This is a genomic window from Pseudoglutamicibacter cumminsii (assembly GCF_016907775.1).
Lineage (GTDB): Bacteria > Actinomycetota > Actinomycetes > Actinomycetales > Micrococcaceae > Pseudoglutamicibacter > Pseudoglutamicibacter cumminsii.
On sequence record NZ_JAFBCO010000001.1, the window covers coordinates 2,018,879 to 2,042,421 of the forward strand.

Annotated in this window: 25 protein-coding genes; all 25 read left to right on the forward strand. The window is 64.3% G+C overall.

Going from position 1 to position 23,543, the window contains the following annotated elements; translation table 11 throughout:
- Nucleotides 1-39 precede the first annotated feature (39 nt).
- The 25 genes from JOD50_RS09185 to JOD50_RS09305 all read left to right on the forward strand — a co-directional run bounded on the left by JOD50_RS09185 (nt 40) and on the right by JOD50_RS09305 (nt 23,510).
- A complete protein-coding gene (locus JOD50_RS09185) occupies nt 40-957 on the forward strand; it encodes an HsdM family class I SAM-dependent methyltransferase (RefSeq protein WP_204881291.1) in 918 nt (305 codons plus the stop codon).
- 19 nt (nt 958-976) lie between these two features.
- The gene (locus JOD50_RS10715) at nt 977-1,468 is read left to right on the forward strand and encodes an HNH endonuclease signature motif containing protein (RefSeq protein ID WP_204881292.1); all 492 of its coding nucleotides are present in this window, start codon (nt 977-979) and stop codon (nt 1,466-1,468) included.
- The gene (locus JOD50_RS09195) at nt 1,429-1,692 is read left to right on the forward strand and encodes a hypothetical protein (RefSeq protein WP_204881293.1); all 264 of its coding nucleotides are present in this window, start codon (nt 1,429-1,431) and stop codon (nt 1,690-1,692) included. Before JOD50_RS10715 ends, JOD50_RS09195 begins: the two co-directional genes overlap by 40 nt.
- A gap of 24 nt (nt 1,693-1,716) precedes the next feature.
- Nucleotides 1,717-2,718 carry a hypothetical protein gene (locus tag JOD50_RS09200; RefSeq protein ID WP_204881294.1) on the forward strand — a complete coding sequence of 334 codons (1,002 nt, stop codon included), beginning with the start codon at nt 1,717-1,719 and terminating at the stop codon, nt 2,716-2,718.
- Nucleotides 2,700-3,101: a hypothetical protein gene (locus JOD50_RS09205; protein WP_204881295.1), complete on the forward strand. Its 402-nt coding sequence runs from the start codon at nt 2,700-2,702 to the stop codon at nt 3,099-3,101. The genes JOD50_RS09200 and JOD50_RS09205 overlap by 19 nt, the downstream gene beginning before the upstream one ends.
- Before the next feature lie 188 nt (nt 3,102-3,289).
- The gene (locus JOD50_RS09210; protein ID WP_204881296.1) at nt 3,290-3,787 is read left to right on the forward strand and encodes a RusA family crossover junction endodeoxyribonuclease; all 498 of its coding nucleotides are present in this window, start codon (nt 3,290-3,292) and stop codon (nt 3,785-3,787) included.
- 76 nt (nt 3,788-3,863) lie between these two features.
- Nucleotides 3,864-4,493: a hypothetical protein gene (locus tag JOD50_RS09215; RefSeq protein WP_204881297.1), complete on the forward strand. Its 630-nt coding sequence runs from the start codon at nt 3,864-3,866 to the stop codon at nt 4,491-4,493.
- Nucleotides 4,490-5,176 carry a hypothetical protein gene (locus JOD50_RS09220; RefSeq protein ID WP_204881298.1) on the forward strand — a complete coding sequence of 229 codons (687 nt, stop codon included), beginning with the start codon at nt 4,490-4,492 and terminating at the stop codon, nt 5,174-5,176. Before JOD50_RS09215 ends, JOD50_RS09220 begins: the two co-directional genes overlap by 4 nt.
- A 315-nt stretch (nt 5,177-5,491) precedes the next feature.
- Nucleotides 5,492-6,976, forward strand: coding sequence for a phage terminase large subunit (gene terL / locus JOD50_RS09225; RefSeq protein WP_204881299.1), 1,485 nt, complete (start codon nt 5,492-5,494; stop codon nt 6,974-6,976).
- A 14-nt stretch (nt 6,977-6,990) separates the two neighbouring features.
- Entirely contained in the window at nt 6,991-8,574 is a 1,584-nt protein-coding gene (locus JOD50_RS09230; RefSeq protein WP_204881300.1) for a hypothetical protein, read from the forward strand.
- 40 nt (nt 8,575-8,614) lie between these two features.
- The gene (locus tag JOD50_RS10650) at nt 8,615-9,694 is read left to right on the forward strand and encodes a phage minor head protein (protein WP_204881301.1); all 1,080 of its coding nucleotides are present in this window, start codon (nt 8,615-8,617) and stop codon (nt 9,692-9,694) included.
- A 204-nt stretch (nt 9,695-9,898) separates the two neighbouring features.
- Nucleotides 9,899-10,861 carry a hypothetical protein gene (locus tag JOD50_RS09240; protein WP_204881302.1) on the forward strand — a complete coding sequence of 321 codons (963 nt, stop codon included), beginning with the start codon at nt 9,899-9,901 and terminating at the stop codon, nt 10,859-10,861.
- A 17-nt stretch (nt 10,862-10,878) separates the two neighbouring features.
- On the forward strand, nt 10,879-11,217 hold the full coding sequence (locus JOD50_RS09245; RefSeq protein ID WP_204881303.1) for a capsid cement protein: 339 nt from the start codon (nt 10,879-10,881) through the stop codon (nt 11,215-11,217).
- 30 nt (nt 11,218-11,247) lie between these two features.
- Nucleotides 11,248-12,306, forward strand: coding sequence for a phage major capsid protein (locus JOD50_RS09250; protein WP_204881304.1), 1,059 nt, complete (start codon nt 11,248-11,250; stop codon nt 12,304-12,306).
- A 39-nt stretch (nt 12,307-12,345) separates the two neighbouring features.
- Nucleotides 12,346-12,738, forward strand: coding sequence for a hypothetical protein (locus tag JOD50_RS09255; RefSeq protein ID WP_204881305.1), 393 nt, complete (start codon nt 12,346-12,348; stop codon nt 12,736-12,738).
- On the forward strand, nt 12,729-13,139 hold the full coding sequence (locus JOD50_RS09260) for a DUF6093 family protein (RefSeq protein WP_204881306.1): 411 nt from the start codon (nt 12,729-12,731) through the stop codon (nt 13,137-13,139). The genes JOD50_RS09255 and JOD50_RS09260 overlap by 10 nt, the downstream gene beginning before the upstream one ends.
- Before the next feature lie 5 nt (nt 13,140-13,144).
- Nucleotides 13,145-13,501: an HK97-gp10 family putative phage morphogenesis protein gene (locus JOD50_RS09265; RefSeq protein WP_204881307.1), complete on the forward strand. Its 357-nt coding sequence runs from the start codon at nt 13,145-13,147 to the stop codon at nt 13,499-13,501.
- Complete coding sequence (locus tag JOD50_RS09270) at nt 13,498-13,926, forward strand: hypothetical protein (protein WP_204881308.1); 429 nt, start codon at nt 13,498-13,500, stop codon at nt 13,924-13,926. Before JOD50_RS09265 ends, JOD50_RS09270 begins: the two co-directional genes overlap by 4 nt.
- Nucleotides 13,923-14,096: a hypothetical protein gene (locus tag JOD50_RS09275; protein ID WP_204881309.1), complete on the forward strand. Its 174-nt coding sequence runs from the start codon at nt 13,923-13,925 to the stop codon at nt 14,094-14,096. The genes JOD50_RS09270 and JOD50_RS09275 overlap by 4 nt, the downstream gene beginning before the upstream one ends.
- A gap of 24 nt (nt 14,097-14,120) precedes the next feature.
- Complete coding sequence (locus JOD50_RS09280) at nt 14,121-14,648, forward strand: phage tail tube protein (RefSeq protein WP_204881310.1); 528 nt, start codon at nt 14,121-14,123, stop codon at nt 14,646-14,648.
- 203 nt (nt 14,649-14,851) lie between these two features.
- Nucleotides 14,852-15,547, forward strand: a complete 696-nt coding sequence (locus JOD50_RS09285) for a hypothetical protein (RefSeq protein WP_204881311.1) — start codon at nt 14,852-14,854, stop codon at nt 15,545-15,547.
- 113 nt (nt 15,548-15,660) lie between these two features.
- Nucleotides 15,661-15,906, forward strand: a complete 246-nt coding sequence (locus tag JOD50_RS09290) for a hypothetical protein (RefSeq protein WP_204881312.1) — start codon at nt 15,661-15,663, stop codon at nt 15,904-15,906.
- Between the two features lie 37 nt (nt 15,907-15,943).
- Nucleotides 15,944-21,313 (forward strand): peptidoglycan DD-metalloendopeptidase family protein, encoded by a 5,370-nt coding sequence (locus JOD50_RS09295; RefSeq protein ID WP_204881313.1) that lies wholly within the window; start codon nt 15,944-15,946, stop codon nt 21,311-21,313.
- A gap of 8 nt (nt 21,314-21,321) precedes the next feature.
- On the forward strand, nt 21,322-22,353 hold the full coding sequence (locus JOD50_RS09300) for a hypothetical protein (RefSeq protein ID WP_204881314.1): 1,032 nt from the start codon (nt 21,322-21,324) through the stop codon (nt 22,351-22,353).
- Entirely contained in the window at nt 22,344-23,510 is a 1,167-nt protein-coding gene (locus JOD50_RS09305) for a Gp37-like protein (protein WP_204881315.1), read from the forward strand. Before JOD50_RS09300 ends, JOD50_RS09305 begins: the two co-directional genes overlap by 10 nt.
- Nucleotides 23,511-23,543: the final 33 nt, after the last annotated feature.

A 23,543-nucleotide genomic window follows, 5' to 3' on the forward strand; every position in this document is an offset into this window, starting at 1 on the left:
CAATAACGGGCGCGCCCGCGACCCTACCCAGGAAACACCATGACCCACAGCCTCAAAACCCTACGGGCGCAATTCCGTGCAGTCGGGAAATTCCATACACCGCCCGAGCTAGCCCTAAAACTCCGGTCATATATCCCCGACACCCCCGCGGCCGTCTATGACCCGACATGCGGCGCAGGCGCCCTCCTATCCGTCTTCCCTGACACGACAGAGAAATACGGGCAGGACATCGACCAAGCAGCCCTCGAAGACGCCGCCGCTATCCCCGGTATGCGGACAGCGCACGGCGACGTACTCACCCACCCCGCGTGGCTGGACCAGCGGTTCGACGCGATCGTCGCTAACCCTCCGTTCAGCATCAGGTGGGAGCCACGCACCGATGAGCGATTCGAGAGCGCCCCTACGATCCCTACCCAATCACGCGCCGACTACGCATTCCTGCTGCATATCCTGCACATGCTCACCGATACCGGGACCGCCGCCGTGCTGTCATTCCCCGGCGTCTTATACCGCGGGGCACGTGAAGCGAAGCTCCGCGCCTGGATGGTCGAGCAGGGCTGGATCCACCGCGTAGTGCGTGTCCCCGGCGACACGTTCGAGGACACCGCGATCGAGACCGCGATCCTCATCCTCAGAAAGTCGCCCGCCGCGACTGAGGTCATATTCGAAGATCTCGAGACCGGTGACACCCACACCGCGACCCTCGACGACATCCGCGCCCAGGACTACATACTCTCACCCCGCACCTACATCCCCGCTCCCGTGGATGACACGCCACCGGTCGACCCGTGGGAGCTAGAGCAGGCCGCGCGCCGCAATACCGTGCGTCAGCTGCGAGACCAGATAGGCATGTCGCGGATGGTCGCCGCGATAGAGCGGTGGCCGATAGAGCCGTTCCTGGACGACCTAGACACGGTCCTAGTCGAGGCCCGCGCCACCCCACTACCGAACCTCTAGACAGACAGGAAACCCCACCATGACGCATGTTGACACGGTACGGATCGAGTCAGACCCGCACTACACGATCACACGCGCCGGCACAGTCACCAACACCAAGACCGGCCGCGCATTAAAACCATTCCCACGCGGGAAAGCTAACGGCCTATCCGTAGACCTACCCAGCGGCACCCACTATGTGCACACGCTCGTTGCGGCCGCGTTCCTCGGACCAAGGCCGGAAGGTCACGACATCATCCACCTAGACGGCGACCAAGTGAACCTACACGCAGACAACCTCGCATACGTGACCAGGTCCGAACGTGTACGAGACCAGCACAACCAACGCCGCCGCGCCCGCCGCCAAATCAAAGGAGTAAACACCATGACTAACACCCCTAACCCAGGCATTGAAGGTACATCACCCCGGAGTTCTGGAGAACACCCGGCATCGATAAGGTCAGCGCCCTGGGCCGTTTGCTGTACATCGCGATGCACACGTGGGCAGACAATCACGGCCGCGGGTTACTAGACCCCGATAACCTCAACCGGCACGCATTCCACCGCGACCGGCTCAGCCGCTACAGGATCACCCTAGAGCTAGCTGAAATCCCGACAGTGTTCCCAGTGACCTACTACACCGTGAACGGCGTCGATTACTACCAGATCGACAACTGGAAACTAACCCAGGGCGAACCGAACACACCACCGGTATACCCAAGCCCGGACCACCCAGACGCAACCCAAATCCCATAGAGACAGACAGGAGCACACAGACTCATGGCACGGATCAGAACCATCAAACCTGAATTCTGGGATTCACCCTCGACAGCGTCTGTTTCGTTCCCGGCGCGGCTGTTGTTTATCGCGCTGTGGAATTGGGCAGATGACCACGGTAGAGGCACCGCAAACCTTAAAGAATTGGAGGGGTTCGCGTTCCCGAATGATGACGAATTTTGCGGGTGTGGCGGAAACACCGCACACCGTAGCGGAAATACCGTGCAGTTCCGTGATCTTGTAGCGGAAGTTTCTGAGGCGTTCGGAGTGCTGTTCTACAAGGTGAATGATCGTCCTTATTACGAGATTCCTAGCTGGAATGAGCACCAGCGGAACGAGCGGCGCGCTAAGTCATCGAAGTTCCCGGGACCCGAAGAAGCGGACGACAAAAACCCCGGAAATACGCGGGAAAACGAGCCTGTAGCGGAAACACCGCACGTTGTAGCGGAAATACCGTGCAATGTGTCGGAAACACCGCACACTTCCGGCCCTGGAATTAGGAACAGTTTAACAGGGGAACAGATAGTTAACACTCCCCCCTCCCCCTCGCTCGACGCTGACGCGCCGACCGAGAGCGAGGAGGTCGCGAACGAAAACAAACCCCGCACCAAGCCAGCCACGAAGCCAAAACCGAAGCCGCGCACCTACCCAGACGACTTCCAAGAATTCTGGGACACCTACCCAAGACGCACCGCCAAAGCCGACGCCTACAAAGCATGGAAGGCAGCCACCAAACGAGCCAGCGCGGAAACCATCACCACAGCCGCCGCCAGATACGCCGCAGACCCGAACCTCCCCGACCCGCAGTACATCCCGTACCCGGCGACCTGGCTCCGCAGCGACTCCTGGGACAACCCACCCGAACCCCCACGCCACGACCTCACCCCCACCCAGAGACGGCTACAAGCCACACTCACCCACGGCCTCACCTGGGCCGCACAAGACCCACAAGACCCACACGACGCACTCACGCAGGAGAACCCGCCATGGCAGATCACCGCATAACCCGCCGCGACACCCTCACCATCGTCGGCTACCTCCAAGCCCTCGACCCCACCATCGACGGCACACACGACGCCACCCTCGACCTCTGGCACCACGGCCTCAACCGCACCCCGCCAGGACAGCCCCCCTACACGCCCGCCGAGATCCGGGCCGCGATCATCACCTACTACGACAACCCACCCACCACCCCGACCGGATACCGACAACCAGCCACACCCGCCGCGATCCGCCGCATCATCCACCAAGCACGGGAACACCAACAGCGGCGCCAGTCAGCTCTCGAAGCCACCCGGCGCCGCGAGCTCGAACCCCCACGCAACCCCACCCCACGCCGCATCCCCTGGCGGCAACTCCTCCATAACCTCCAAAACAACACCCCCTAGAACCCCCAGCAAGCCCGCAGACGCGCGAACACCCCACCAGACAAGGAAACACCCACCCGACAAAAACAAACCCGCCAGAACGCCACACAGCGGCTCGCAAGAGTCCGACCCCCACCGACCCCCACCGACCCCCACCGACCCCCAACTCAACCCCCCCTTCAACCCCCTCGACCCCAGGAACAACACCCATGCCAGACCCCACCCAACCCCCCGCAAAGCGGCAACCCCCAAAAACCCTCACCATCACCCACAACGCAACCCCACAAACCCAAGGCTCCATGCGCACATACCGCGGCCGCATCACCCACACAAACCCGCGCCTGGCCGGGTACCGTGACGGGCTCACCTACACCGCCCGGTCAGCGGCCGCCCGCGCCGGCTGGGCTACCCGCGACACCCCCGTCACCGTCGACCTGACCGTCTACCTCGCCCGCCCTAAAGGCCACACCACCCGGGCCGGTAGCAGGTCGGCCGCGTGGACGGCATACCCGGCGCGGCTCCGCACAGGTGACCTCGATAAGCACCTCCGCGCGACGTTGGATGCGCTCACCGCGGCCGGGATCTGGGTAGACGATTCACGCGTCACGCACATCACCGCCGCGAAAGCATGGGCTGACACCCGCTCTCCTGGTGTGTTGGTTGTGGTGACTGATACACCACCAGACCCCGTTACATCCCCGCTATGACGCTGGCAGACGAGTACAAGAGTGAACCTGTGTCGGATATAATCGGGCGCGGGGCGAGCCACGGAGGTAAAACAGCATGAGTGAGCGTGTCAAACGCCAATGCCAAGGCAAAAACAAGACCGGGAAACCGTGCGGTATCGAGCCCGCTAAAGGCGCCCGCATGTGCTACCGGCACGGCGGTAAAGCACGGCAGGTCGCACAGAAAGCGCGTCAACGCGCGCTAGTCCAGGACAACGCGCCCGAAATGCGGCGGCTACACATCGACACGTATCGCGGCATCGACGATCCTGCGCGCGCGCTCATGGACCTGGTCGCCTCGAAGTCAGCCGAGATCCAGTTCCTATCGCACCTCGAATCCACACTCCACACGGAGTATGGGAACGACGTGTACGCGTGGCATAAGGCCGAGACCACCGAGAACAACGTGACGGGTGAGACTGTGAAACACCGCGCGGGCCCGCACCCGGTGATCGTCCAGCGCCGGCAGGCGGAGAAGGACCTCGCCGCCATCGCGTCCGACGCGCTCAAGGCGGGGGTCGAGGAGCGCCGCGTGAAGCTCGCAGAGCTACAAGTCCGCGCCGTCTCAGACGCGATCCACCGCGGCATCAACAAAACCACCCTCACCACCGACCTACGCGAGACACTCCTCGGCAACATCGCGGCAGAGCTGCGCACCCTCGACACCACCACGGGAGGCACCCAGTGACCGGCGACCGGATCGTGTGCGGCCTCTGCCAAACTCCAGACACAGACATGCACCTCTGCCCCACCTGCACCGGCCGCCTCACCAAACTCTTAGCGTCCTGTCGTGACGCGCTCAGGCTCGCCCCGACCACCATCGCTAAGCAGGGCACGGCACGCGCAGGGGAGCACACTAGGGCAGGGAGCCCAGCCACCGGCGCGCCCGTCAACCTCGCCGCCGCACAAGCCCGCGATAATCTCCGCGCCGTCTACGTCAGGCACGCCACCACCAGTGATACCGCGGCGCTCTACGACTGGGCACCTGCCTGGTACCGCGACCTACTCGCCGCCTATAAGCACCTGATGAGCTTCATTGACCGGCCGCCGGAGCGGCACAGCCTCGGCCGCTGTACCGGTGACGGGTGTCGCGGCCAGCTCCTCTACCGCACCGGAGCCCATACCGCGAAGTGTGACACGTGCCTCGGGACAGTCAACGTGCGCGAGATGCGGGACTGGCAACTCGCTAACCCCGCCACCGATAAGACCGCGCCGCTCCCCGTCATCGTCCGTGCCCTCCAAGCGTGCGGGGCCGAGATCACCCAGGCTATGGCGGACGGATGGGCACGCCGCGGGAAGATCCGGCCGTGTGATGACCAGGGCCGGTATTCATTCCAGCAGGTCCACACCTACTACCGCGGCCGCCTGTAGGAAACCTATAAACAGGCCAGTGCGACACGCCCGAGAATCCACCAAAAACCCGGTAAACGATGCTAACCTAAACATATAGTCCCAGGAGTATGCCCGGGACGGGGTCAAACGTGCAGACGCCCTGCACCCAAACCCCCACAAACAACACCCTCTAGTGGCCGCCCCGCCGTTCTTCCGCAGTGGACAGCGAGCGCGTATTCCTTGCTCCACCAAGCGTCCCGGCTCCGATCTCCGGCCGGGCACGCCTGGTCGACGCCCCCGCACACAGGGGCGGCCACTACAGGGCCACACACCCGACACAGTAGGGGGACAACAGTGTTCCTCACACAACTCGCTGACGCACTCACCCCACGCCCACCACAATGGGCCACACCAGGCGACCTCGCGACCCACCTCAACCCACACACCGTCAACACCCCCGCCCTACGTATCATCGATGACGCGCTCATCGACGCATACACCACCCCCGACAGCCGCCTCATCATCTCGATGGCACCACAGGAAGGCAAGTCACTGAGGGTCGCGCAGGACTACCCGATCTGGGCGCTCACACAAAACCCAGACACTAGGATCGTGACCGCCTCCTACGGACAATCCCTCGCGACACGCAACGGCCGCACAATCCGCAACCGCATCACCGCGGCACCTGAACTCGGTTTAGCTATCGCCCCCGACAACGGCAGTGCTAGCGAATGGCAACTCACAGGCCACGCAGGCGGCGTCTACAGCGTCGGCGTGGGTGGCGGCATGACCGGACGCTCCGCCGACATGCTCATCATCGACGACCCCGTCAAAGACCGGTCCGAAGCAGACTCCCCCACCTACCGCGACCGCGTCTGGGAATGGTGGACAGACGTCGCCTCCACACGACTCACCCCCGGCGCGCCCGTCATCATCATCATGACCCGGTGGCACCACGACGACCTCGCCGGCCGCCTCCTAGCGGCTCCGGACGGCGACAGGTGGCGGTACATCAACATCCCCGCCCAAGCAGACCACCGGCCTGAGCAGGGCGAGACAGATATTCTCGGGCGTGAGCCCGGCGAGTACATGGTGTCCGCGCGCGGCCGCACACACCAGCAGTGGGAGCAACGGAAACTCCAAGCCGGCGCTAAAACCTGGGCGTCCCTCTACCAGGGCCGACCGACACCAGACTCCGGCGGGATCTTCCCGCCATCACACGAGTGGCCGACCTATTCAGCCCCCGTATGGGTCCAACACGACGACGGCCGCCGCACCATCCCACACCACAGCGGCGACATGGAGCTCGTCCAGTCCTGGGACCTCGCATTCAAAGACACGACCGGCTCCGACTATGTCGTCGGGCAGGTCTGGCTCCGTGTCGGCGCGAAGGTCATGCTGCTCGATATGGTGCGTGACCGAATGAATTTCACGGCGACATGCCAAGCAATCCGCACACTTTCCGCGCGCTGGCCGCAAGCGTCCGCGAAGTTCGTGGAGGATAAAGCGAACGGCCCCGCGGTGATCCAGGCGCTACGGCACCAGGTGCCCGGGATTGTCCCGGTAGAGCCTCAAGGCTCGAAGACTGCGCGGGCGTCCGCTGTCGCCCCATTCCTGGAGGCAGGGAACATACACCTCCCGACCGTCGACCTCCTCCCATCCGTGGCAGACCTCATGAGCGAGGCTGACGGATTCCCTAACGCGGCACACGACGACACCGTCGACGCACTCACGCAAGCCCTAAACCGGCTACTACTCCATCCACTCACCCAGGGCAGGAGCCTCACGACCGAGGATGTCCTACCCGACTACACCCCCGTAAACCTCAACCTCATATAAGGAAGGGCGGCCCTATGGCGTTCCTGGACTGGCTCACCGGAAACCGGATCATCCAGGCACAAGAGCACGCCGCCACCACTGGTTATGACGCGCAGGTCGCAAACCTCACCCACCAAGTCGAGACCCTGTCTGAGAGCCTCGCGAGCCTACGGGATGAGGACCGCGGCTGGACCTCGATCACCGACACCGGCGACACCATCGGACGCGACCGCCTCCTAACCATCGCGAACCAGACCCGCGCCGCCAGCCTCACGAACCCTTTCATGGTCCGCGGTAAGAAGGTGCGCGTCGGGTACATCTGGGGCCAAGGCTACTCAGTCACCGCCACCGAGAATGAGGACGGGCAGGACATCGACCGAGTCGTCCAGGGCTACCTGACCGACGACCGTAACCGTCACGCCGTATTCGGGGCGCAGGCGATGCAGGCCGCTGAGGGCGACCTATTCGACGACGGGAATGTGTTCTGGGCTCATTTCGCAGACCCACGCACCGGGCATGTACAGACCCGGCCGTTGCCGATGACGGAGATCACCGAGATCGTCACCGCGCCGCATGACCGGTTTACGCCGCACTACTATAAGCGTGTATGGCGGGAACGCGTCCAGGGCTCGACACAGTACGTCGACCGTGAAGCCTACTACCCGGACATCGACTACGCGCCATCCAAGAAACTCAAGACCCTCGACGGGGTCCCGGTCATGTGGCCGGGGACGGTCGGTGGCGCGGCGATCCTGCACATCAAACCGAACCCAGTCGGGCGTGACCGGTTGTGGGGTATCGGTGACGGCGCCGCGGCCCTCCCGTACGCGACCGCATACCAAGACTTCCTCCAGGATTGGTTCAGCTTGGTGAAGGCCCTGTCGCGTATCGCGTGGCAGGTCACGAACAAGGGCGGCCGCTCCCAAGCCACTAGGGCCGCCGCTGAGGCACTCACGAGCCTGACCGGTGTAGGTGGCGCTATCGCGGGCGACACCGTACAAGTCGAGGCTGTACCTAAGACCGGAGCGACCATCGACGCCGACAGTGGCCGGTCCGGTGCCGCAGCTGTAGCGGCCGCGCTCGACCTCCCCGTCACAGTGCTACTCGCCGACCCAGGCGTCACCGGCGCTAGGGCTGTAGCTGAGACACTAGACCGTCCGATGCATAACGCTATGACGATCCGCCGCGAAGTCTGGGCCGACGCACTCCGCGCGTCGATCAGGTTCATGCTCCGCCAACAGGTAGCGGCCCCATATGGGTCGTTGCGTGGCTCGATTGGTCGTGACGGTGACCGCGAACTCCTGCAATTCACAGACGACACCCGGATCACGTTGCAGGTACGGTTCCCTGACATCACCGAACCGGACATGGACCGCGTACTCGACGCGATCGCTACCGCCGACACCCTCGACGTCATCCCACCGATCGAGAAGGCGAAGCTCGTCCTCCACGCGTTGCGGGTCGAGAACCCGGAGGAGATCATCGGGGCGATGGTCGGCGATGACGGCGAATACATCCCGCCGTCGCTGTCGACGTTGGGTGGTGTGGGGCAGGCGATGGTCGACGCGTACCGGGCCGGCCGGACACAACACACCGCCCCACCGCCTGAGGGCGAGTAGCGCAGCCATAATCCGAACAACACGCACGAGGGGGTGTCTAGTGGCTATCACCCCCGAAACCCTCCACGCCGCCGAACAGGTCAAGACCACGGTCCGGCGCCTCACGGATGAGACCGAGCTCGACCTAGTCCGGGCGTGGGTAGATGCGTGGGAGACCCTAGAGCCCGAATACCGCGCTTTGGCTGACACGCTCGCGTCCCGTATCGAGACCGGCACACCCGTCACACGGGCTGAGGTCGCGCGGCTAGACCGTCTACAGGCGGCACTCGGGCAGACACAGGAGACCCTCACCGCGCTCACGTCACAAGCTAGCGCGGCGACTGTGGACGCGCTTCCCGCCCTTGTAGAGGTCGCTGAGGGGAGCCTCGCGACAGTGCTCGCGACACAACTCCCCCGCAGGCTCCGCCGCACCCCTGACCCGCTCGACATCGAGGCGATCAACCCGGGCGCAGTCGACGCGATCGTCGCCCGCACTAGCGAGCAGATCCATTCCCGCTACCGGCCGCTCCCGGCGGAGACCGTGACAGTCATGCGGCAACAGCTCGTCTCCGGTGTCACGACCGGCACCCACCCGCGCACGGTCGCACGCCGTATCCTGCAGAAGGCTGAGCAGGGCTTCAACGGCGGCCTAGCCCGCGCGACAAACATCACCCGGACGGAGATGCTCGACGCGTACCGGTACGCCGCCCAAGAAAAAGCCATAGCCAACCAACATTTGATCGCGGGCAGGCGTTGGCTCGCCACCCTCGATGACCGGACCTGCCCGTCATGCCTAGCGAATCACGGGCGGGTCGACCCGCCGGACGCGTTCGGGCCAGCCGACCACCCCTCCGGCCGGTGCACCTATGTAGAGGAGCTACGGCCGTGGCGAGACCTCGGGATCGACCTCGACGGCACCCCCGAGCCGGTCGCGCACTGGCAGGACCGTGACGAATGGTGGCAGTCGCTGGATGAGAAGACCCAGCGCCGGATCCTAGGGCCCGCAAGGTTCGAGCTACTCGCTAGTGGGCGTATCGGGTGGGCCGATCTCACGACGCTCGCTACCAGTGATGGGTGGCGGGACTCCTGGCGTACCCCAACCGTCGCGGCCCTCACGCTCGGCTTGGATCATCGCAGCTAGCCGCCGGTAGATCTCCGGCTCCGGCTCGAAGAAACCCGGTGGCGGGGCACGTAACACGCTCACATCGCCGCAGGTGTCGCATACACCCGTGATCGCGCCGCCACCCGCACCGAGCGTTACCCGCGGCCTATACCTGCCGCCCGTACACGCACTACACCGCAACTCATCCTTATCACCCATAAACACCAAGTCTAGGAGCACCCTATGAGTGTGATCCTCACAGAGACACATACCGCCCACATCACCACCCCCGCCCCCGGGCACGCCCGCATCCGAGTGATCACCCCTGGTGAAGGGTCTTCCGGCGTCTACAGCGAAGCCGTGCTCCAGCTGGCCGTGCAGGAGAAGGCTTTCCCGGCGCGGACGCAGTGCCACATCAATCATGACTCCCCGGACCAGCCGCCGACCGGTGACGCTCGTAACCTGGTCGGCTACCTGGTCGAGGACGCGGTGTGGGGTGACGGCGCTATCGAGGCGACTGTGAAGGTCGGCGAGAAGTGGTGGCAGTGGGTCAAAGACTATGGCCCCGTGATCGGGATGTCGATCCAGGCCCGCGCTGAGGTCACCGAGCAGGACGGGAAACGCGTCGTCGAGCGTATCCTGCCGCACCCGATGAACCGCGTCGACTTCGTCACCTATGCGGGCCGCGGTGGCGAGGTCATGGAGATATACGAATCCGCGAATATCGCGGCTACCGAGATTTCATCCACAACCCCTGTGGATGCAGAGAAAACCCCCGCCCGCCCGGCCGGGGACACCACTACACAGAAAGAGGAGGGCCACATGAGTGATGTGACCATTACCGCGACAGAGCACGCACGCCTGTCGGAGGCCTCCAAGCGGGTCCCCGCACTGGAGGCAGACCTGAAGGAAGCACGCGAGGCACGCGAGGCCGCTGAGAAGGAGCTGGCTGAGCTGGTCGAGGCTCGCGAGACCGAGCTCGCGGACGCGGCCGAGAAGGCTGTGCGTGAGCGTCTGGGTGATGACGCGCCCGCATTCATCATCGCGGCGGCACGTGAGGCCGCACGCTCTGAGGCGGGTTTCGACCCGAAGACCCTGGACGGGGTCACGGTCGCGGCTGAGGCTGGCGAGCCGCACGGCACCGGCACCACCGCTACTGAAGGTACTCGCTCTATTTCTCGCGAAGACATCGCGAACGCACTCTAAGAAAGAGGCTAAACGTTATGGCTATGAATCAGCTCTACCCTGAGGCGCGCCACATCGCCGTCGTCGCGCCAAACGCTATCGAATCCGGCGACCCAGTCATCATCGGCGGCCTCGCAGGCGTCGCACAGACCACCGCCCAGGCAGGCGAGACCGTCACTGTCTGGCTGGACGGCTCCTACCGTCTCCCAGTCACCGGCACCCCTAAGACCGGCGACGTCGTCTCCCTGAAGGGTAAGACACTCGCTGTCGGCGCGGGCTCGGCGTTCGGTGTCGTGATCACCGCTGACCAGGCGGCCGGAACCGCCGAGATCGTCCCTTTCGGTATCCACCAGCCAGCCGCTGGCTCTGACTCCTAACCCGCCACCCAAACCATAGAAAGGAAACCCATGTTTGAGAACACTGGGTGGCGTAAGGCCACCACTGCTGATGAGCGTGTCTACGAGGCCGCTCAGTATTTCACGAGCCACCGCAACGGCTCCCCCGTCCAGGTCGCGACCCTCGCCGAGGCATTCACCACGTCCGACTTCCCACGCCTGTTGGCCTCCGCGTTCACTGCGAAGGCACTAGAGCAGCAGAAGACCGTCACCCCGGATTTCGACGGCGTCGTCTACAAGACCACCGCCCCGGACTTCACCGAACGACCACTGGTCGATCTCTGGTCGGGTGACGAGTTCGAGCGCGTCCACGAGGGCGAGGAATACCGTGCAGGCACCTTCAACACCACCAGCGTGAAACACAGCACCGCTAAGTGGGGCCGCTCCTACGGTCTCACCTACGAGCTCCGCCGCGACGGTAACTTCGATCGCCTCGCGGACTTCCCGACCTTCCTCGCTAACGCTGAGGTCCGCGCGAAGAACAAGGCTGTCGCGAACGCGCTGGTCACCAACGGCGCGTGGGATAAGGCGTTCTTCAAGACCGTCGATAACAAGCCGTTGAACGCCGACAACCTGAAGGCGGCTATCTCTCAGCTCGCGTCCACGGAGGATCACCGCGGCGACCTCGTCGAAACCTCGAACCTGGTGCTCGTGGTTGGTCCGGGCCTCGCGGAGACCGCACGCGAGCTGGTTAGCGTCGACCGCCTCACCGTATCGAGCGACGTGAACGGCAAGGACACGAAGGTTGAGATCGCGAACCCGTTCAAGGGTCTCGTGACTGTGGTCGAGTCCCGTGCGCTCGGTGTCGCTCTCGGCGATAATCAGGCGACCGCGTGGGCGCTGTTGCAGGGTGCGTCGTCGACTCTGCCGTCGCTGATTCAGACCGGGCTCGCTGGTGCTGAGGGTATCGATATTCGTGTCCGTAATGACCAGGGCACCTCGGTCACGGGCGGCACGATCGGTGCTGATGAGGGTTCGTTCAACGACGACACGATCTGGTACCGCGGCCGTTCGTTCTTCAACATCGACCGTGGCTTCCGTGAGGGCGTGTACGCGTCCACCGGCAAGTAACAACCACCCACTACCGCTAGCTTGAGGGGATGCATGCCCATGGATATGGAGACTCAGGTGCGTCTCGTACGCCAACTCACCACCGACACCCACCCGAAGGTGCGGCTGTTCAGTGATGGAGACGTCACGGATGCGCTCGCACTCAATACCGGGGCGGGCATCCCCCCAGGCGCGGTAGTACGGTACGCCGCCGCCGACCTCCTAGAGATGGCCGCCGTCAGTGAGGTGCTGGTCTCGAAAAAGATCAGGACACAGGACCTACAGACGGACGGGCCCGCGGTGTCGGCGGAGCTGAGGGCGCTCGCTAAGCGTCTCAGGGATGCGGCGGACCGTCTCGCGACCCCGGTCGAGGATCAGTCCGCGTTCATCCACGTGGTGCCCGGCGGCGGGTCGCGTGGGCGGTGGGAGGCGGAGGAATACCGATGGCATTAGCAAACACGTTCGTGATCCCAGCCAAATGGGTAGAACACCACCGGCCCATCGTGGAAGCCACGCTCGGGCTCCCTGCCCGGCTAGTCCGGTCCCCGCAGGGTCCACCTGAGCCTGGCACCGCACCCGCCGAGGATGTGGTGTGGGAGGGCCGGATCAGGCTCCAACGCCTCGCGCAAGCCCGCACCACACCAGTATCGGATGCGGTCGAGCAGACCCGGCAATACCTCGCCGTACTCCCCGCCGACGTCCTAGACAAGGTCAGGGTCGGTGACTACGGGGACACGCTCATCACCGAGCCCGGTGACACGTACCGGGTCGTGGATGTGATGCGCGGCTCGCTCCTATGGGAGACGGATTTGATCGTGTCGGAGATGGTACCGAGGGGCGGAGGTGAAGCGTGATGCGGATGCGTATCGAGACTAAAGGCCTCGATAAGGCGGCTCGGAAGCTGTCGCCGCGTGACGCGCACCAGATTGCGGGGCGCGTGACTGAGGTCGCCGCCGTCCAGCTGTATAACACCGCGAAAACCAGGACACCGGTCGATACGGGGCACCTGCGTGACTCGGCTACGTGGGAGGCCGACACGTCGAGCGGCGTGATGGCGGCGCGGGTCGAGTATGGCGCGGATTATGCGTACTGGGTTGAGCACGGCACATCACGCATGCCGGCGCGCAGGTTTGTCGCGTCAAGCCTGGAAGACGTCGCACCGAAATACCACGAACAACTGTTGCGGGCGTTGCGGGCTGGGCTGGTGAAGCGATGACCACGCAGACGCTCACCGACACAGTCCTGACCGCCCTACGCGGTATCCCCTACCTGACCGGTGGTGTACACGACGGCACCCCGGCGAAGGTGCCGGCGGATCGTGGCTGGTACCGGCCGCACGCTGTCGTGTGGGCAGGCGAGACACGCGACCACACCCAAGAACGCTCACTGACCCACCTCGGGACAGTCGAGCAAGGCGTGTGGGACATCACCGTCACAGTCACCGCGGCGATACCCGCCTACACCCGCACAGCGGCTAGGCATGTCCGCACCGTACTTGCCGGGCTAGCTTTACCGGGCGGCGGCTACCTGAAACCCGCCCCCATATCGGGCCCATCAACCGTGACCGCGGACACGACGATCACCCCGACCCACTACTACATCCCCACCTACTGGACCGCCACCACAGGAGGCACCCCATGACCAACATCAAAGACGTCACCCCACCGAAGAAGAAGCCACGCCCGAAACCGGGCCCGGACACGCTCGTCCGCGCCTACGACACAGTATCCGGGCGGATCCTCCCCGTCCCCGTCCCCTACCACTACGTGACGCAATTCCCTCACCTAGAGATCGCCCCATCAGACCGATAGACACCCCCGAAAGGAATAAACATTATGGCTGTAAAGATGCTCGCTGACGCGAACCGCAAGCTCGTCTACGTCCCGACCCTCGCCGACTACCATAAGCCGACCATCGCAGAGCTCGAGGCCGGTATCGACATCTCATGTCTCGTGACCGCAGCTGACTTCACGCTCGGCTCCTCCGGTGACGACGATATCGATGACCCGGCGCTGTGCGCGTCCTCGAACTCGACCGCGCCAGGCCGCTCGAATTACGCGGCGTCGATGAATTTCTTCCGCCTCACCGAAGACAAGGATGATAAGCCGTGGGCGACTTTCACCCGTAAGGGCCTCCCAGGCTACCTGGTCCAGCGTATCGGCCGCGGCGCTAAGCCCGTCGAAGACGAGTCCGTGAAGCCCTTCGAGCAGGAGTGGGCAGAGGGCGACGAGGTCCAGGTGTACCAGGTCCTGACGTCGACGCCGCAGATCCTCTCCCCTGAGGGCGGCGGTTTCGAGAAGTTCGCTATGAATTTCCGTGTCCAGGATCAGGTGGACGAGCGCGCGAAGGTCGCCGCAGGCTAACCAGCCCTGCGGCCATAGTCTCCGGTACCCCCGTGCCCCGCTATATGGGTGCGCGAGGTGGATAGCCGGGCGTGTATGTCTGTCGGGTACATGCACGCCCGGTCTGCTATCCCCCGCACGTCGAGTAATGATCTACCGCGCGGGGGTACCGGACCCCCCTTTTTTACCCGGCATCCTTACCCGATATACCCGATAGGAGCATCATGGCTACCGATAAGACCACTACCGAGCAGACCACTACCGAGCAGGTGGGCTCGGTCGATTTTGATGCGTGGCTGGCAGGCCTGACCCGCCAGTCCCGCACCGTCACCCTCTATGGCCGCCCAGACCTCTACGGCGCGCTAGAGCAGGCCCGTGACCGTGTCACCCGTCTCGAGGAGCAGGCGAAGACCGTGAAGGCTACCGCCGGTGACCGTGGCCTCAACGACAACATCAACGGCGACCTCACCGCGGCGCGTGAACGGCGCGACCAGCTCACCGCTGAACTAGCCGCGTCCGCGATGCGGTTCCGCGTCGAGGCGTCCATCGAGGACGAGGTACGCGACGCCGAACGGCAGGCACGCAAAAACCTCACCCCCGAAGCCCGGCAGGCGCTCGCCGACCAGGCAGCAGAGATCGCCCGTGAAGACGCCGCCGCCGCCGGCCACGACGAAGAAACCACGCAGGAGATCATTACCGCGGCACGCACGACCGCGATCGTCCAAGCTATCGCCGACGAGGTCGCCTGCATCATCCTCGGTGACCGTGTCTCCACCCAGCGCGGCGGGGACTGGATCCCCGTAGGAGCAGACGCGATCCGCAAGATGCGTAAGACCCTCGGCGGCCCGCAAATCAAAATGCTCGAGGAGACGTGGCAGACCGCTACCGAGACCACGGTCGAGGTCGACGCCCCAAAATAGCTCACGCGATCGCGACCCCCGAATGGGAACACCTCCGCCTAGCGGTGAAGACCGCCCGCGACTGGCAGTGCCCCGTCACTGTCTTTCTCGGGTATAGGCGCGATGACGGGACCGTGACCCACCGCGACCGGGTCATGGCGCTAGCACTCACCTACCTCGAAGAAAACGAATGCCCGAAATGCGGGCTACCTACGTGGGAGTGCCGCGGCCTAGACGCGCTCGGCGCGTACGAGACGACCGAGGACGTCTGCCACGTCACCGAGACCGTCGAGTCCGGGTACCGAGACGCCGAGAAACGCTACGGCGGGGACGGTGTCCCGGGGCATATCGTGATCGGCCTGAAACGATCCAACGACTAAAACGAACAACTATATAGAGAACGGGATGGTGGCCTCGGTGGCATACACAGAGCGTATACAGGGCGAACTCCTACTGGACGTATCCGACTGGATGCGTGGCATGGCGGAAGCCCAGAAAGCCACCGAGGAAACCTCCCGCAAATCACGCGAGCACTCCCGCAAACAACGCGAGCAGGCTGACGAGACCGCTAAAGCCCATGCGAGACAGGCGAAGAGCGCCAAGGCCGTCAGCTCGGTACTCTCTGGTGTCGGGACGGCATTCGCCGGCGCTACGACAGCGGCCGGAGCTATGGCGACTAAGCTCGTCAAGCAGGGCGTCGCATACAACACCCTCCAGGCATCCTCCCGCGCCGCGCTCACCACCATCTTCAAAGACGCCGGCAAGGCGAATACCCAGATGGACAAGCTGGACGCCTTCGCGAAAAACTCGCCCTTCGCTAAAGACGTATTCATCAAAGCCCAACAACAGCTCCTAGGCTTCGGGCTAGAGGCCGACAAGGTCATCCCTACCCTAGGCGCAGTCCAGGACGCTGTCGCAGCTGTCGGCGGCACTAACGAGGACATCGCGGGCATCACCGAGGCGCTCGCGAAGATGAAAGGCCAGGGCAAACTCTCCGCCCAGGAGCTGAATCAGCTCGGTCAGTACGGTATCGACGCGGCCGCGATCATCGGCGAAGAGATGGGCCTGACCTCGCAGCAGATCCGCGCGATGGCATCTAAGCCCGGCGGGATCCCAGCTGAGGAGATCTGGGACCCCCTCACCAAGGGCCTGACTAAGCGTTTCGGCGGCGCCGCCGCCTCCGTGAAAGAAACGTGGGTCGGCGCTACTGACCGTATCAAGGCCGCATGGCGTGACACCGGCTCCGTACTCGCTAAGCCGCTCATCGACCCTAAGGGCGGCGGCCAAGCCATCCTCTGGGCGAATCAATTCGCCGACGTACTGCGTGGTGTGGAGAAGCAGGCCGGGCCACTCACGGATATGCTGGTCCAGCGGCTCACACCGGGGATGATCGGTGTCTCTAAAGCTATGGAGGACGCTCGGGTCGCCGTCAATAATTTCGATATCCGCGACCTCAATAGCATGCTGTCGAAGCTGGCCGGGTACGGTCCAGCTATCGCCGGCGTGTCCGCGGCCCTATTCTCGATGGGGACGAAGAACATCCCTATCATCGGTAGCCTTACGGGCGCGCTCGGGCCGCTACCTACACTCCTGCTCGGTGCCGCGGCCGCATCCCCAGAGATGCGCGACGCATTCGCCGACCTCATCGACGCGGCCGGGCCACTCATCAAGGCCGCCGGCGAAATCGGAGCAGTATTCGCTGGCACCCTGTCTGAGGGTATGGCTATCGCGGGTAAAGCCCTCCAGGGTGTCGCCGGTATCCTCGGCGCCGCGACTGACGCCTTCGATAAACTCCCCGGCCCAGTGAAGTCAGCTGCGCTCGCGCTCGCCGGGCTCATGGCTGTCCGGAAATTCTTCCCGGTCTTCGCTAAGGATATGGCAGAGCTCCCTAATAAGGCGGGCGGCGCTGTCCAGGGCGTCGTGCGGTCTTTCAGCGGCTGGACGGGCACTTTCCGCACCGCCGCGGCTGAGGCAGGCACTTTCGGCGGGAAAGTCACTGCGGTCGGTAAGACCCTCGCCGCCTCCGGTGGCCGCGGCTTCCTAGGTGCCGTGAACGGGATCATGGGGGCCCTAGGTGGCCCGTGGGGACTCGCACTCACAGGCGCGACCCTCGCACTCGGGTATCTCGCTAAGCAAAACGCCGACGCTAAGGCCCGCCTCGATGAGCTACGCGGTGCCGTGGATGCGCAGACCGGCGCACTCACTGAGAACGCTGAGGCGGTCGCGGCGAAATACGTCCAGGAAGAGATCGGCACCGAGAAGCTCGCCCAATACGGTGTCTCACTCGCTGACGCGACCCAGGCCGTACTAGGTCAGGGGGACGCGCAGGAGCGTGTCGCGCAGCAGATCAGCGACTCCACCGACGAGGCCCAGCGGTCGAAGAATATCTGGGAGACGATCGGTGACGCGATCTTCGACCCATTCAACCAGGGAGCTTCACAGGCAGCGCTAGAGGCCGAGAATCTTCAGGGGCAGATCAGCAAGGGCGCTGACACGCTCGCTGACGCGGCGGAGAAGGGTAAGGCTAACGCCGATGCTGTGCGTGAGCTGGAGGCCGCGCAGACCCAGGCTCACCGCGCCGCTGAGACCTTCACCCAGCAGATCAAGACCTTCAATGACGAGACCCGGACCGCCGCAGAGCGCACGGACGCGTTCGCGAACGCCCTCGACCTGCTCCGTGGGGACACTGCCTCGACGGAGGAGATGAACCGCAAACTCGCCGCGAGCCAGCGCAGTATCGGCCAGTTCTTCCAGGAGAACGCCGAGAAGGGCGAGGCATGGCGGCGGAAGCTCGTCGACGTGAAGACCGGGACAATCCAGCAGTCCGATGAGGGCGACCGCCTCAACCAAGTGCTCTCGGATCACCGCAAGAAGATGCTCGACGCGACCCGCGCCGCATACGATAAGGCCGTCCAGGACGGAGACTCAGCAGGTGCCGCTGATAAGGCGCGCGCCGCATATGCACGGCAGACTGAGGAGCTGAAGAACACCCTCCGCGAGGCCGGGCTGACTGAGGAGCAGATCCGGAAACTCACCCGCCGGTACCTAGATACCCCGGACGCTGTCGAGACGACGATCAAGCTCATGGGGAAGAAGGACTTCGAGGCGGACGCGAAGTGGCTGACCCGTCAGCGTGACATGGACGTGATCGCGCGCGCTACCGCCGACTGGAATAGCTTCGAGCGTGTCCTAGCCAAAGCTCAGGGCTACATGACTAAGGCCGGTAAAGTAGTCACCCCTAATAGCGGGAAGGGATTCGGGGTCCTCCGCGCTGACGGTGGACGCATACCTGGCTACGCGGCAGGCGGCCGCCCAGGCGGGTATAAGCTCCCCACCACGGGGCCGGGCACGCGCGTGACGGACGGTATCGTCGGTGTCACCCGTGCCGGTGTCCCGCTCGCTCGCCTAGATGCTGGCGAGTGGGTGATCCGCCGCAAGATGGCCGACAAGTATGATGCGCTACTGGCTGGGATCAACGCCGACGCTCCGTGGGTCCAGGGGCTACTCGCAGGATATGCACGCGGGGGACGCCCAGGCGTAGGCGTGAAGGTGTCGCCGCCGCAGGTCGAGGGTGTAGATGCGCCGGATAAACGGCCACTCACGGACACGTGGGAGACCGCGATGGAAGAACTCACCCAGACTACGACGCGGGCATTCACGGCGATCACGACTACGACGGCACAGCAGGGTAAATCACAGACTAAGACCGTCCAGGATCAGGGCCGCGCGCAGCAGACTGCGGTCAAGACATCTACAGCCCGGATGCTGGGAGATACCAAGGCCGCGTTTACAGGCATGCGGGCGGTCGCATCGACTCAGGCGCAGGGGATGCGCGCTACTGTCACTACCCACACGCAGGGGATGAGTGACTCTGTCGCGGCCCATACTAAGTCCATGCGGCAGACCGCCTCCACCCAGGCGCAGAGTATGCGGACTACTGTGGTGGGGCACGCGCTAGGGATGCGGAATACTGTCACTAGCCACGCTGACGGTATGCGCGGCAGTGTCGCATCTCACGCTACATCTATGCGGTCTAGCGCTGTCACAGAATTCAATACGATGCGAGATAAGGGCGTCTCGGCTGCAGGCTCTCTCCGCACCGGGATGGTCGAGCAGATGAGCGCCGCGCAGCCAGGATTCACGGGCGCCGTGAATCGCCTGGTCGGTGTGCTCCAGCGCTTCAGCTCATCCGTGAATAAGGCTTACGGCGACTACAGCGTGAAGCTGGGCTCGCCGGTGAAGCTCGCGACCGGCGGTATCATGCCTGGCTACACTCCAGGCCGCGACGTGCATAAATTCATGTCCCCTACCGGCGGGGCGCTAGAGCTGTCGGGTGGTGAGGCGATCCTCCGCCCTGAGGCTACGCGTGCGCTGGGTGCGGGCTGGGTCCACTCCGTCAACGCGGCGGCACGTAAGGGCGGCTCGGCGGGTGTCAGGTCGATGCTCGGCACCGACGACCCGAACATCACCCAGCGTTTCGCTGACGGTGGTATATTCCAGTCACCAGCGCAGGTCCGCGCCCGCGGCCGCTCCATCGCGGGGACACATAAGGGCGAGGCCGGGGCCGGCTGGTTCGGCCAGCTGGGCCGGTCGATCATCGATAAAGTCACCGCGGCCGCCGTGAAGCGAGCGATCAAAGACCTAGAGGAATTCGCTCCAGGCCGTGGCTTCATCAAACCCACCATCGGGTCAGTAACCGCCCCATACGGGCAAGCCCGCGGCCGGTACCCTCACGCCGGCATCGACTTCGCCGCACCAGGCGGCGGCCCGACATGGGCGTCCGCCGCTGGCCGCGTCATGAAAACCGGCTGGAACATCCTCACCGGCCGCACCGGTATCGGTATCGCACTCGATCACGGTGGCGGATACTACACCTACTACGGCCACAACCCGCCGGGCGGGGTGAAGGTTAAGCCCGGCGACAAGGTCAGGCAGCGGGACCGTATCGGCGCGCAAGGTAATACCGGTAATAGCACGGGTACTCACCTGCATTTCGAGATCCATAAGGGCCGGTATGGCGCGGCTGTGAACCCCGCACCGTATCTCGCGGGTGATAAGGCGCCGCTACTGGGTGGTGTCGCTGGTGTCGCTGGAGGTGCGGCACGCTGGGCTAGCGATGTGAGGCGGGCGCTCGCCGCGAACGGGCTCCCCACCACCTCGGACTATGTGGGTGCGTGGCTCCGTCAGATCCAGACCGAGTCCGGCGGCAACCCTCGGGCCCGTCAGGGGATCGTCGACATCAACAGCATTATGGGGATGCCCGCCCAGGGGCTCCTGCAGACGATCCCGCCCACCTTCAATGCCTTCAAACATAAAGGTCACGGCGACATCTATAACGGCTACGACAATATGCTCGCGGCGATGGCGTACGCGAAATCCCGGTACGGCGTGAAGGGGATGCTGCAGGCGGTCGGTCGTGGCCGCGGATACGCGTCTGGCGGCCCAGTCACCGGTAAGGGGACTGGGACGAGCGACAGTATCCTCGCACGCCTATCTCATGGTGAGCATGTCTGGACTGCCGGTGAAGTGCGGGCGGCGGGCGGCCATGATGTCGTGACCGCGCTCCGCGCCTTGGCTACGACACGTACTACTACCGCCGATATTCCGGCACGCGTACAGACTGTGAGCCTGTCGCGCGGCACGCTCGAGCAGATCGCGACGATGGTCGACAAAGCGGCGCGGGCTCAGGTCGAGATCAGCGGCCCCGTAACGACCGTCGACCCGGCTGAGATCGGCCGGGCGGTGGTGCGGGAGCAGACCCGCCGCGCACGGCTCGCGACACTCTAGGAGGACACATGGACGAGTATGTAGTGAAAAATGTGCGGGGCGACTGGGGCACCATCCAAGAATGGATCCAGGCACCGCACCGCGAATATATCGACATGTACCACGCGAAAATAGGCGGGATTCCCCAACTTGATCCGGGCCCGTACCTGGAGGCGGGCCTGTACCGGCCAGACCTCTCCCAGGGCGTCGTGCTCCAGCATGACGGGTCCGGGTACGGGTACAAGCTGCTGGCGGGTGTGGAGGGGCTGGGTCCGGCGCCGGTGGAGTCGACGATCACCCCGATCGCGGCCGGCGGCGGTATCCGCCGACACTACAGGAAGACAGAGGGCGAGATCTTCCTCCCGATCCGGTACCAGGGATTCATGAAGAGTGAGATCCACGCGTACGCGCACGACCTGGCTATCCTGGCGGGTGTGGATGGGGCGCCGGTCGACCTCGTCATCAAAACCGACACCACTGGCTACGCCAACCGCACTAAACAAATGTTCTACCGGTCGGGTATGGAGATCCCCACCGTCTACGAGCGCGGCTATATCGCCTACGGTCTGACTTTCGATTATGTGGACCCGTACTGGTACGGCGACGAACAAACCCAGACCGTCAGGCTCGGCGACCCGATGAAACCATTCATCACCGCCCCCGCGTCGGGTGAGGCTGTCCCTTTCCTCCCGGTCGTGCTCGGCAACTCATCAATCGAGGGCAGATTCACTCTCCGGGTCGACTCTGAGCTACCCGTCTACCCGGTATGGGAAATCACCGGTCCAGGTAATGATCTCCGCATCCAGGTCGGCAAAAGCGTTTTAGAGCTACGCGGGAAAGTCCCGGAAAACCTCACGATCACGACTGACCCGCGCACCGGTATCGACATCACCGGCGACGGGGCCACGCGTGGCGAGCTGTGGGAGCGTGTCCCGCTCGATAGTGAGCTCGCGCCGCTACAGCCCGGCCGCAACAACATCCGCGTGCAGATGACCGGCGCTGAGGGCGCATCCAGTGTCACGATCCGGTACCGGGGGAGGTACACGACACCATGGCGCTGACTGTCTACACGGACTACGTTGTCGCACATATTTACACCCTCGGTAGCGACAATTATTTGACGCCGCGGGGTCGGTTCCCGGTCATCACCGCGACCGTGAACCTGCTCCGTAACGATGTGGGTGTGTTTGAGTTCACGGTGGACCCGACTCTGCCGGGCTGGTCACGCCTCGACACCACGACACATATAGCGCTCTACCACCGCGGGCAGCAACTCGTCGCGGGTGTGCCGGTGGAGATTGAGCAGTCCTGGGAGCACGGCGTCACCGAACTCAGGGTCGCGGCCGTCTCTCACATGGTGTATCTCCGTGACCGCGTCACGGTACCTAACCCTGCGCGTACGTTGACGGCGCAGGACACGGACGCCGAATACAAACTGTCCGGTAGCGCCCTGAATGTGGTCGGGCAGATGGTGCGGGCCCAAGCGTCGACCGCCGCCGCCCGCGCCGAATATAGGTCGCCGCTCTGGGTGACGGGTCTCTCCTCTGGCGGGGAGCGTGTCAAGGTCAGGGCGCGCTACAAAGGCGTGCTCGATGAGCTACAGCGTATCGCCGCGCTCTCGCCAGGCTTGACGGCGTCGACACAGGTCACGGAGACCACCAATAGCCGGCCGCGCGTCGCGTTCACTGTCGCGCATGGCCGCGACCTGGCCCGCGCGATCCGCTTCACCGAAGCCACCGGCGGGGTCCTCTCCTACACCCTCACTCGGTCGGCGCCGGAAGTCACGGACGTGATCGTCGCCGGGCAGGGCGAAGGCACAGCCCGCACGATCCGGCACATCACCGGCGACAGTAAGACGTGGGGCCGGCGAGTCTATGTGTTCCAGGACCGACGCGACACCGACGACCCCACCGAGCTCGACACCGCCGGGAAAGAGACCCTCACCGAAGGCACCGCGACCTCGGCTGTCTCCGTACAGGTCACCGACACCGACCGGATACAGTACGGCCGCGACTACCAGATCGGCGACACCGTCACCATACAGACCAGCGCCGGAGACATCACCGACACCCTCGAAGCCGCCGAGCTGAGGTTCGACCATACTGGCCTCGACATCCGGCTACATGTCGGCGCGAAGCCCGGAGCACCAGCCGGCGCCGAATGGGTCCCCACCGTCGCTAAGCTCGCGCGCGCATTCACCACCATCACCACCCAATAACCCCACCCCACTACACCCACTGGAGGTGCCTTA

What these genes read in the sequence shown, in the direction of transcription:
- JOD50_RS09185 (WP_204881291.1), top strand. Translation starts at nt 40, where the DNA reads ATGACCCACAGCCTCAAAACCCTACGGGCGCAATTCCGTGCAGTCGGG.
- JOD50_RS10715 (WP_204881292.1), top strand. Translation starts at nt 977, where the DNA reads ATGACGCATGTTGACACGGTACGGATCGAGTCAGACCCGCACTACACG.
- JOD50_RS09195 (WP_204881293.1), top strand. Translation starts at nt 1,429, where the DNA reads ATGCACACGTGGGCAGACAATCACGGCCGCGGGTTACTAGACCCCGAT.
- JOD50_RS09200 (WP_204881294.1), top strand. Translation starts at nt 1,717, where the DNA reads ATGGCACGGATCAGAACCATCAAACCTGAATTCTGGGATTCACCCTCG.
- JOD50_RS09205 (WP_204881295.1), top strand. Translation starts at nt 2,700, where the DNA reads ATGGCAGATCACCGCATAACCCGCCGCGACACCCTCACCATCGTCGGC.
- JOD50_RS09210 (WP_204881296.1), top strand. Translation starts at nt 3,290, where the DNA reads ATGCCAGACCCCACCCAACCCCCCGCAAAGCGGCAACCCCCAAAAACC.
- JOD50_RS09215 (WP_204881297.1), top strand. Translation starts at nt 3,864, where the DNA reads ATGAGTGAGCGTGTCAAACGCCAATGCCAAGGCAAAAACAAGACCGGG.
- JOD50_RS09230 (WP_204881300.1), top strand. Translation starts at nt 6,991, where the DNA reads ATGGCGTTCCTGGACTGGCTCACCGGAAACCGGATCATCCAGGCACAA.
- JOD50_RS09240 (WP_204881302.1), top strand. Translation starts at nt 9,899, where the DNA reads ATGAGTGTGATCCTCACAGAGACACATACCGCCCACATCACCACCCCC.
- JOD50_RS09245 (WP_204881303.1), top strand. Translation starts at nt 10,879, where the DNA reads ATGGCTATGAATCAGCTCTACCCTGAGGCGCGCCACATCGCCGTCGTC.
- JOD50_RS09250 (WP_204881304.1), top strand. Translation starts at nt 11,248, where the DNA reads ATGTTTGAGAACACTGGGTGGCGTAAGGCCACCACTGCTGATGAGCGT.
- JOD50_RS09255 (WP_204881305.1), top strand. Translation starts at nt 12,346, where the DNA reads ATGGATATGGAGACTCAGGTGCGTCTCGTACGCCAACTCACCACCGAC.
- JOD50_RS09260 (WP_204881306.1), top strand. Translation starts at nt 12,729, where the DNA reads ATGGCATTAGCAAACACGTTCGTGATCCCAGCCAAATGGGTAGAACAC.
- JOD50_RS09265 (WP_204881307.1), top strand. Translation starts at nt 13,145, where the DNA reads ATGCGTATCGAGACTAAAGGCCTCGATAAGGCGGCTCGGAAGCTGTCG.
- JOD50_RS09270 (WP_204881308.1), top strand. Translation starts at nt 13,498, where the DNA reads ATGACCACGCAGACGCTCACCGACACAGTCCTGACCGCCCTACGCGGT.
- JOD50_RS09275 (WP_204881309.1), top strand. Translation starts at nt 13,923, where the DNA reads ATGACCAACATCAAAGACGTCACCCCACCGAAGAAGAAGCCACGCCCG.
- JOD50_RS09280 (WP_204881310.1), top strand. Translation starts at nt 14,121, where the DNA reads ATGGCTGTAAAGATGCTCGCTGACGCGAACCGCAAGCTCGTCTACGTC.
- JOD50_RS09285 (WP_204881311.1), top strand. Translation starts at nt 14,852, where the DNA reads ATGGCTACCGATAAGACCACTACCGAGCAGACCACTACCGAGCAGGTG.
- JOD50_RS09300 (WP_204881314.1), top strand. Translation starts at nt 21,322, where the DNA reads ATGGACGAGTATGTAGTGAAAAATGTGCGGGGCGACTGGGGCACCATC.
- JOD50_RS09305 (WP_204881315.1), top strand. Translation starts at nt 22,344, where the DNA reads ATGGCGCTGACTGTCTACACGGACTACGTTGTCGCACATATTTACACC.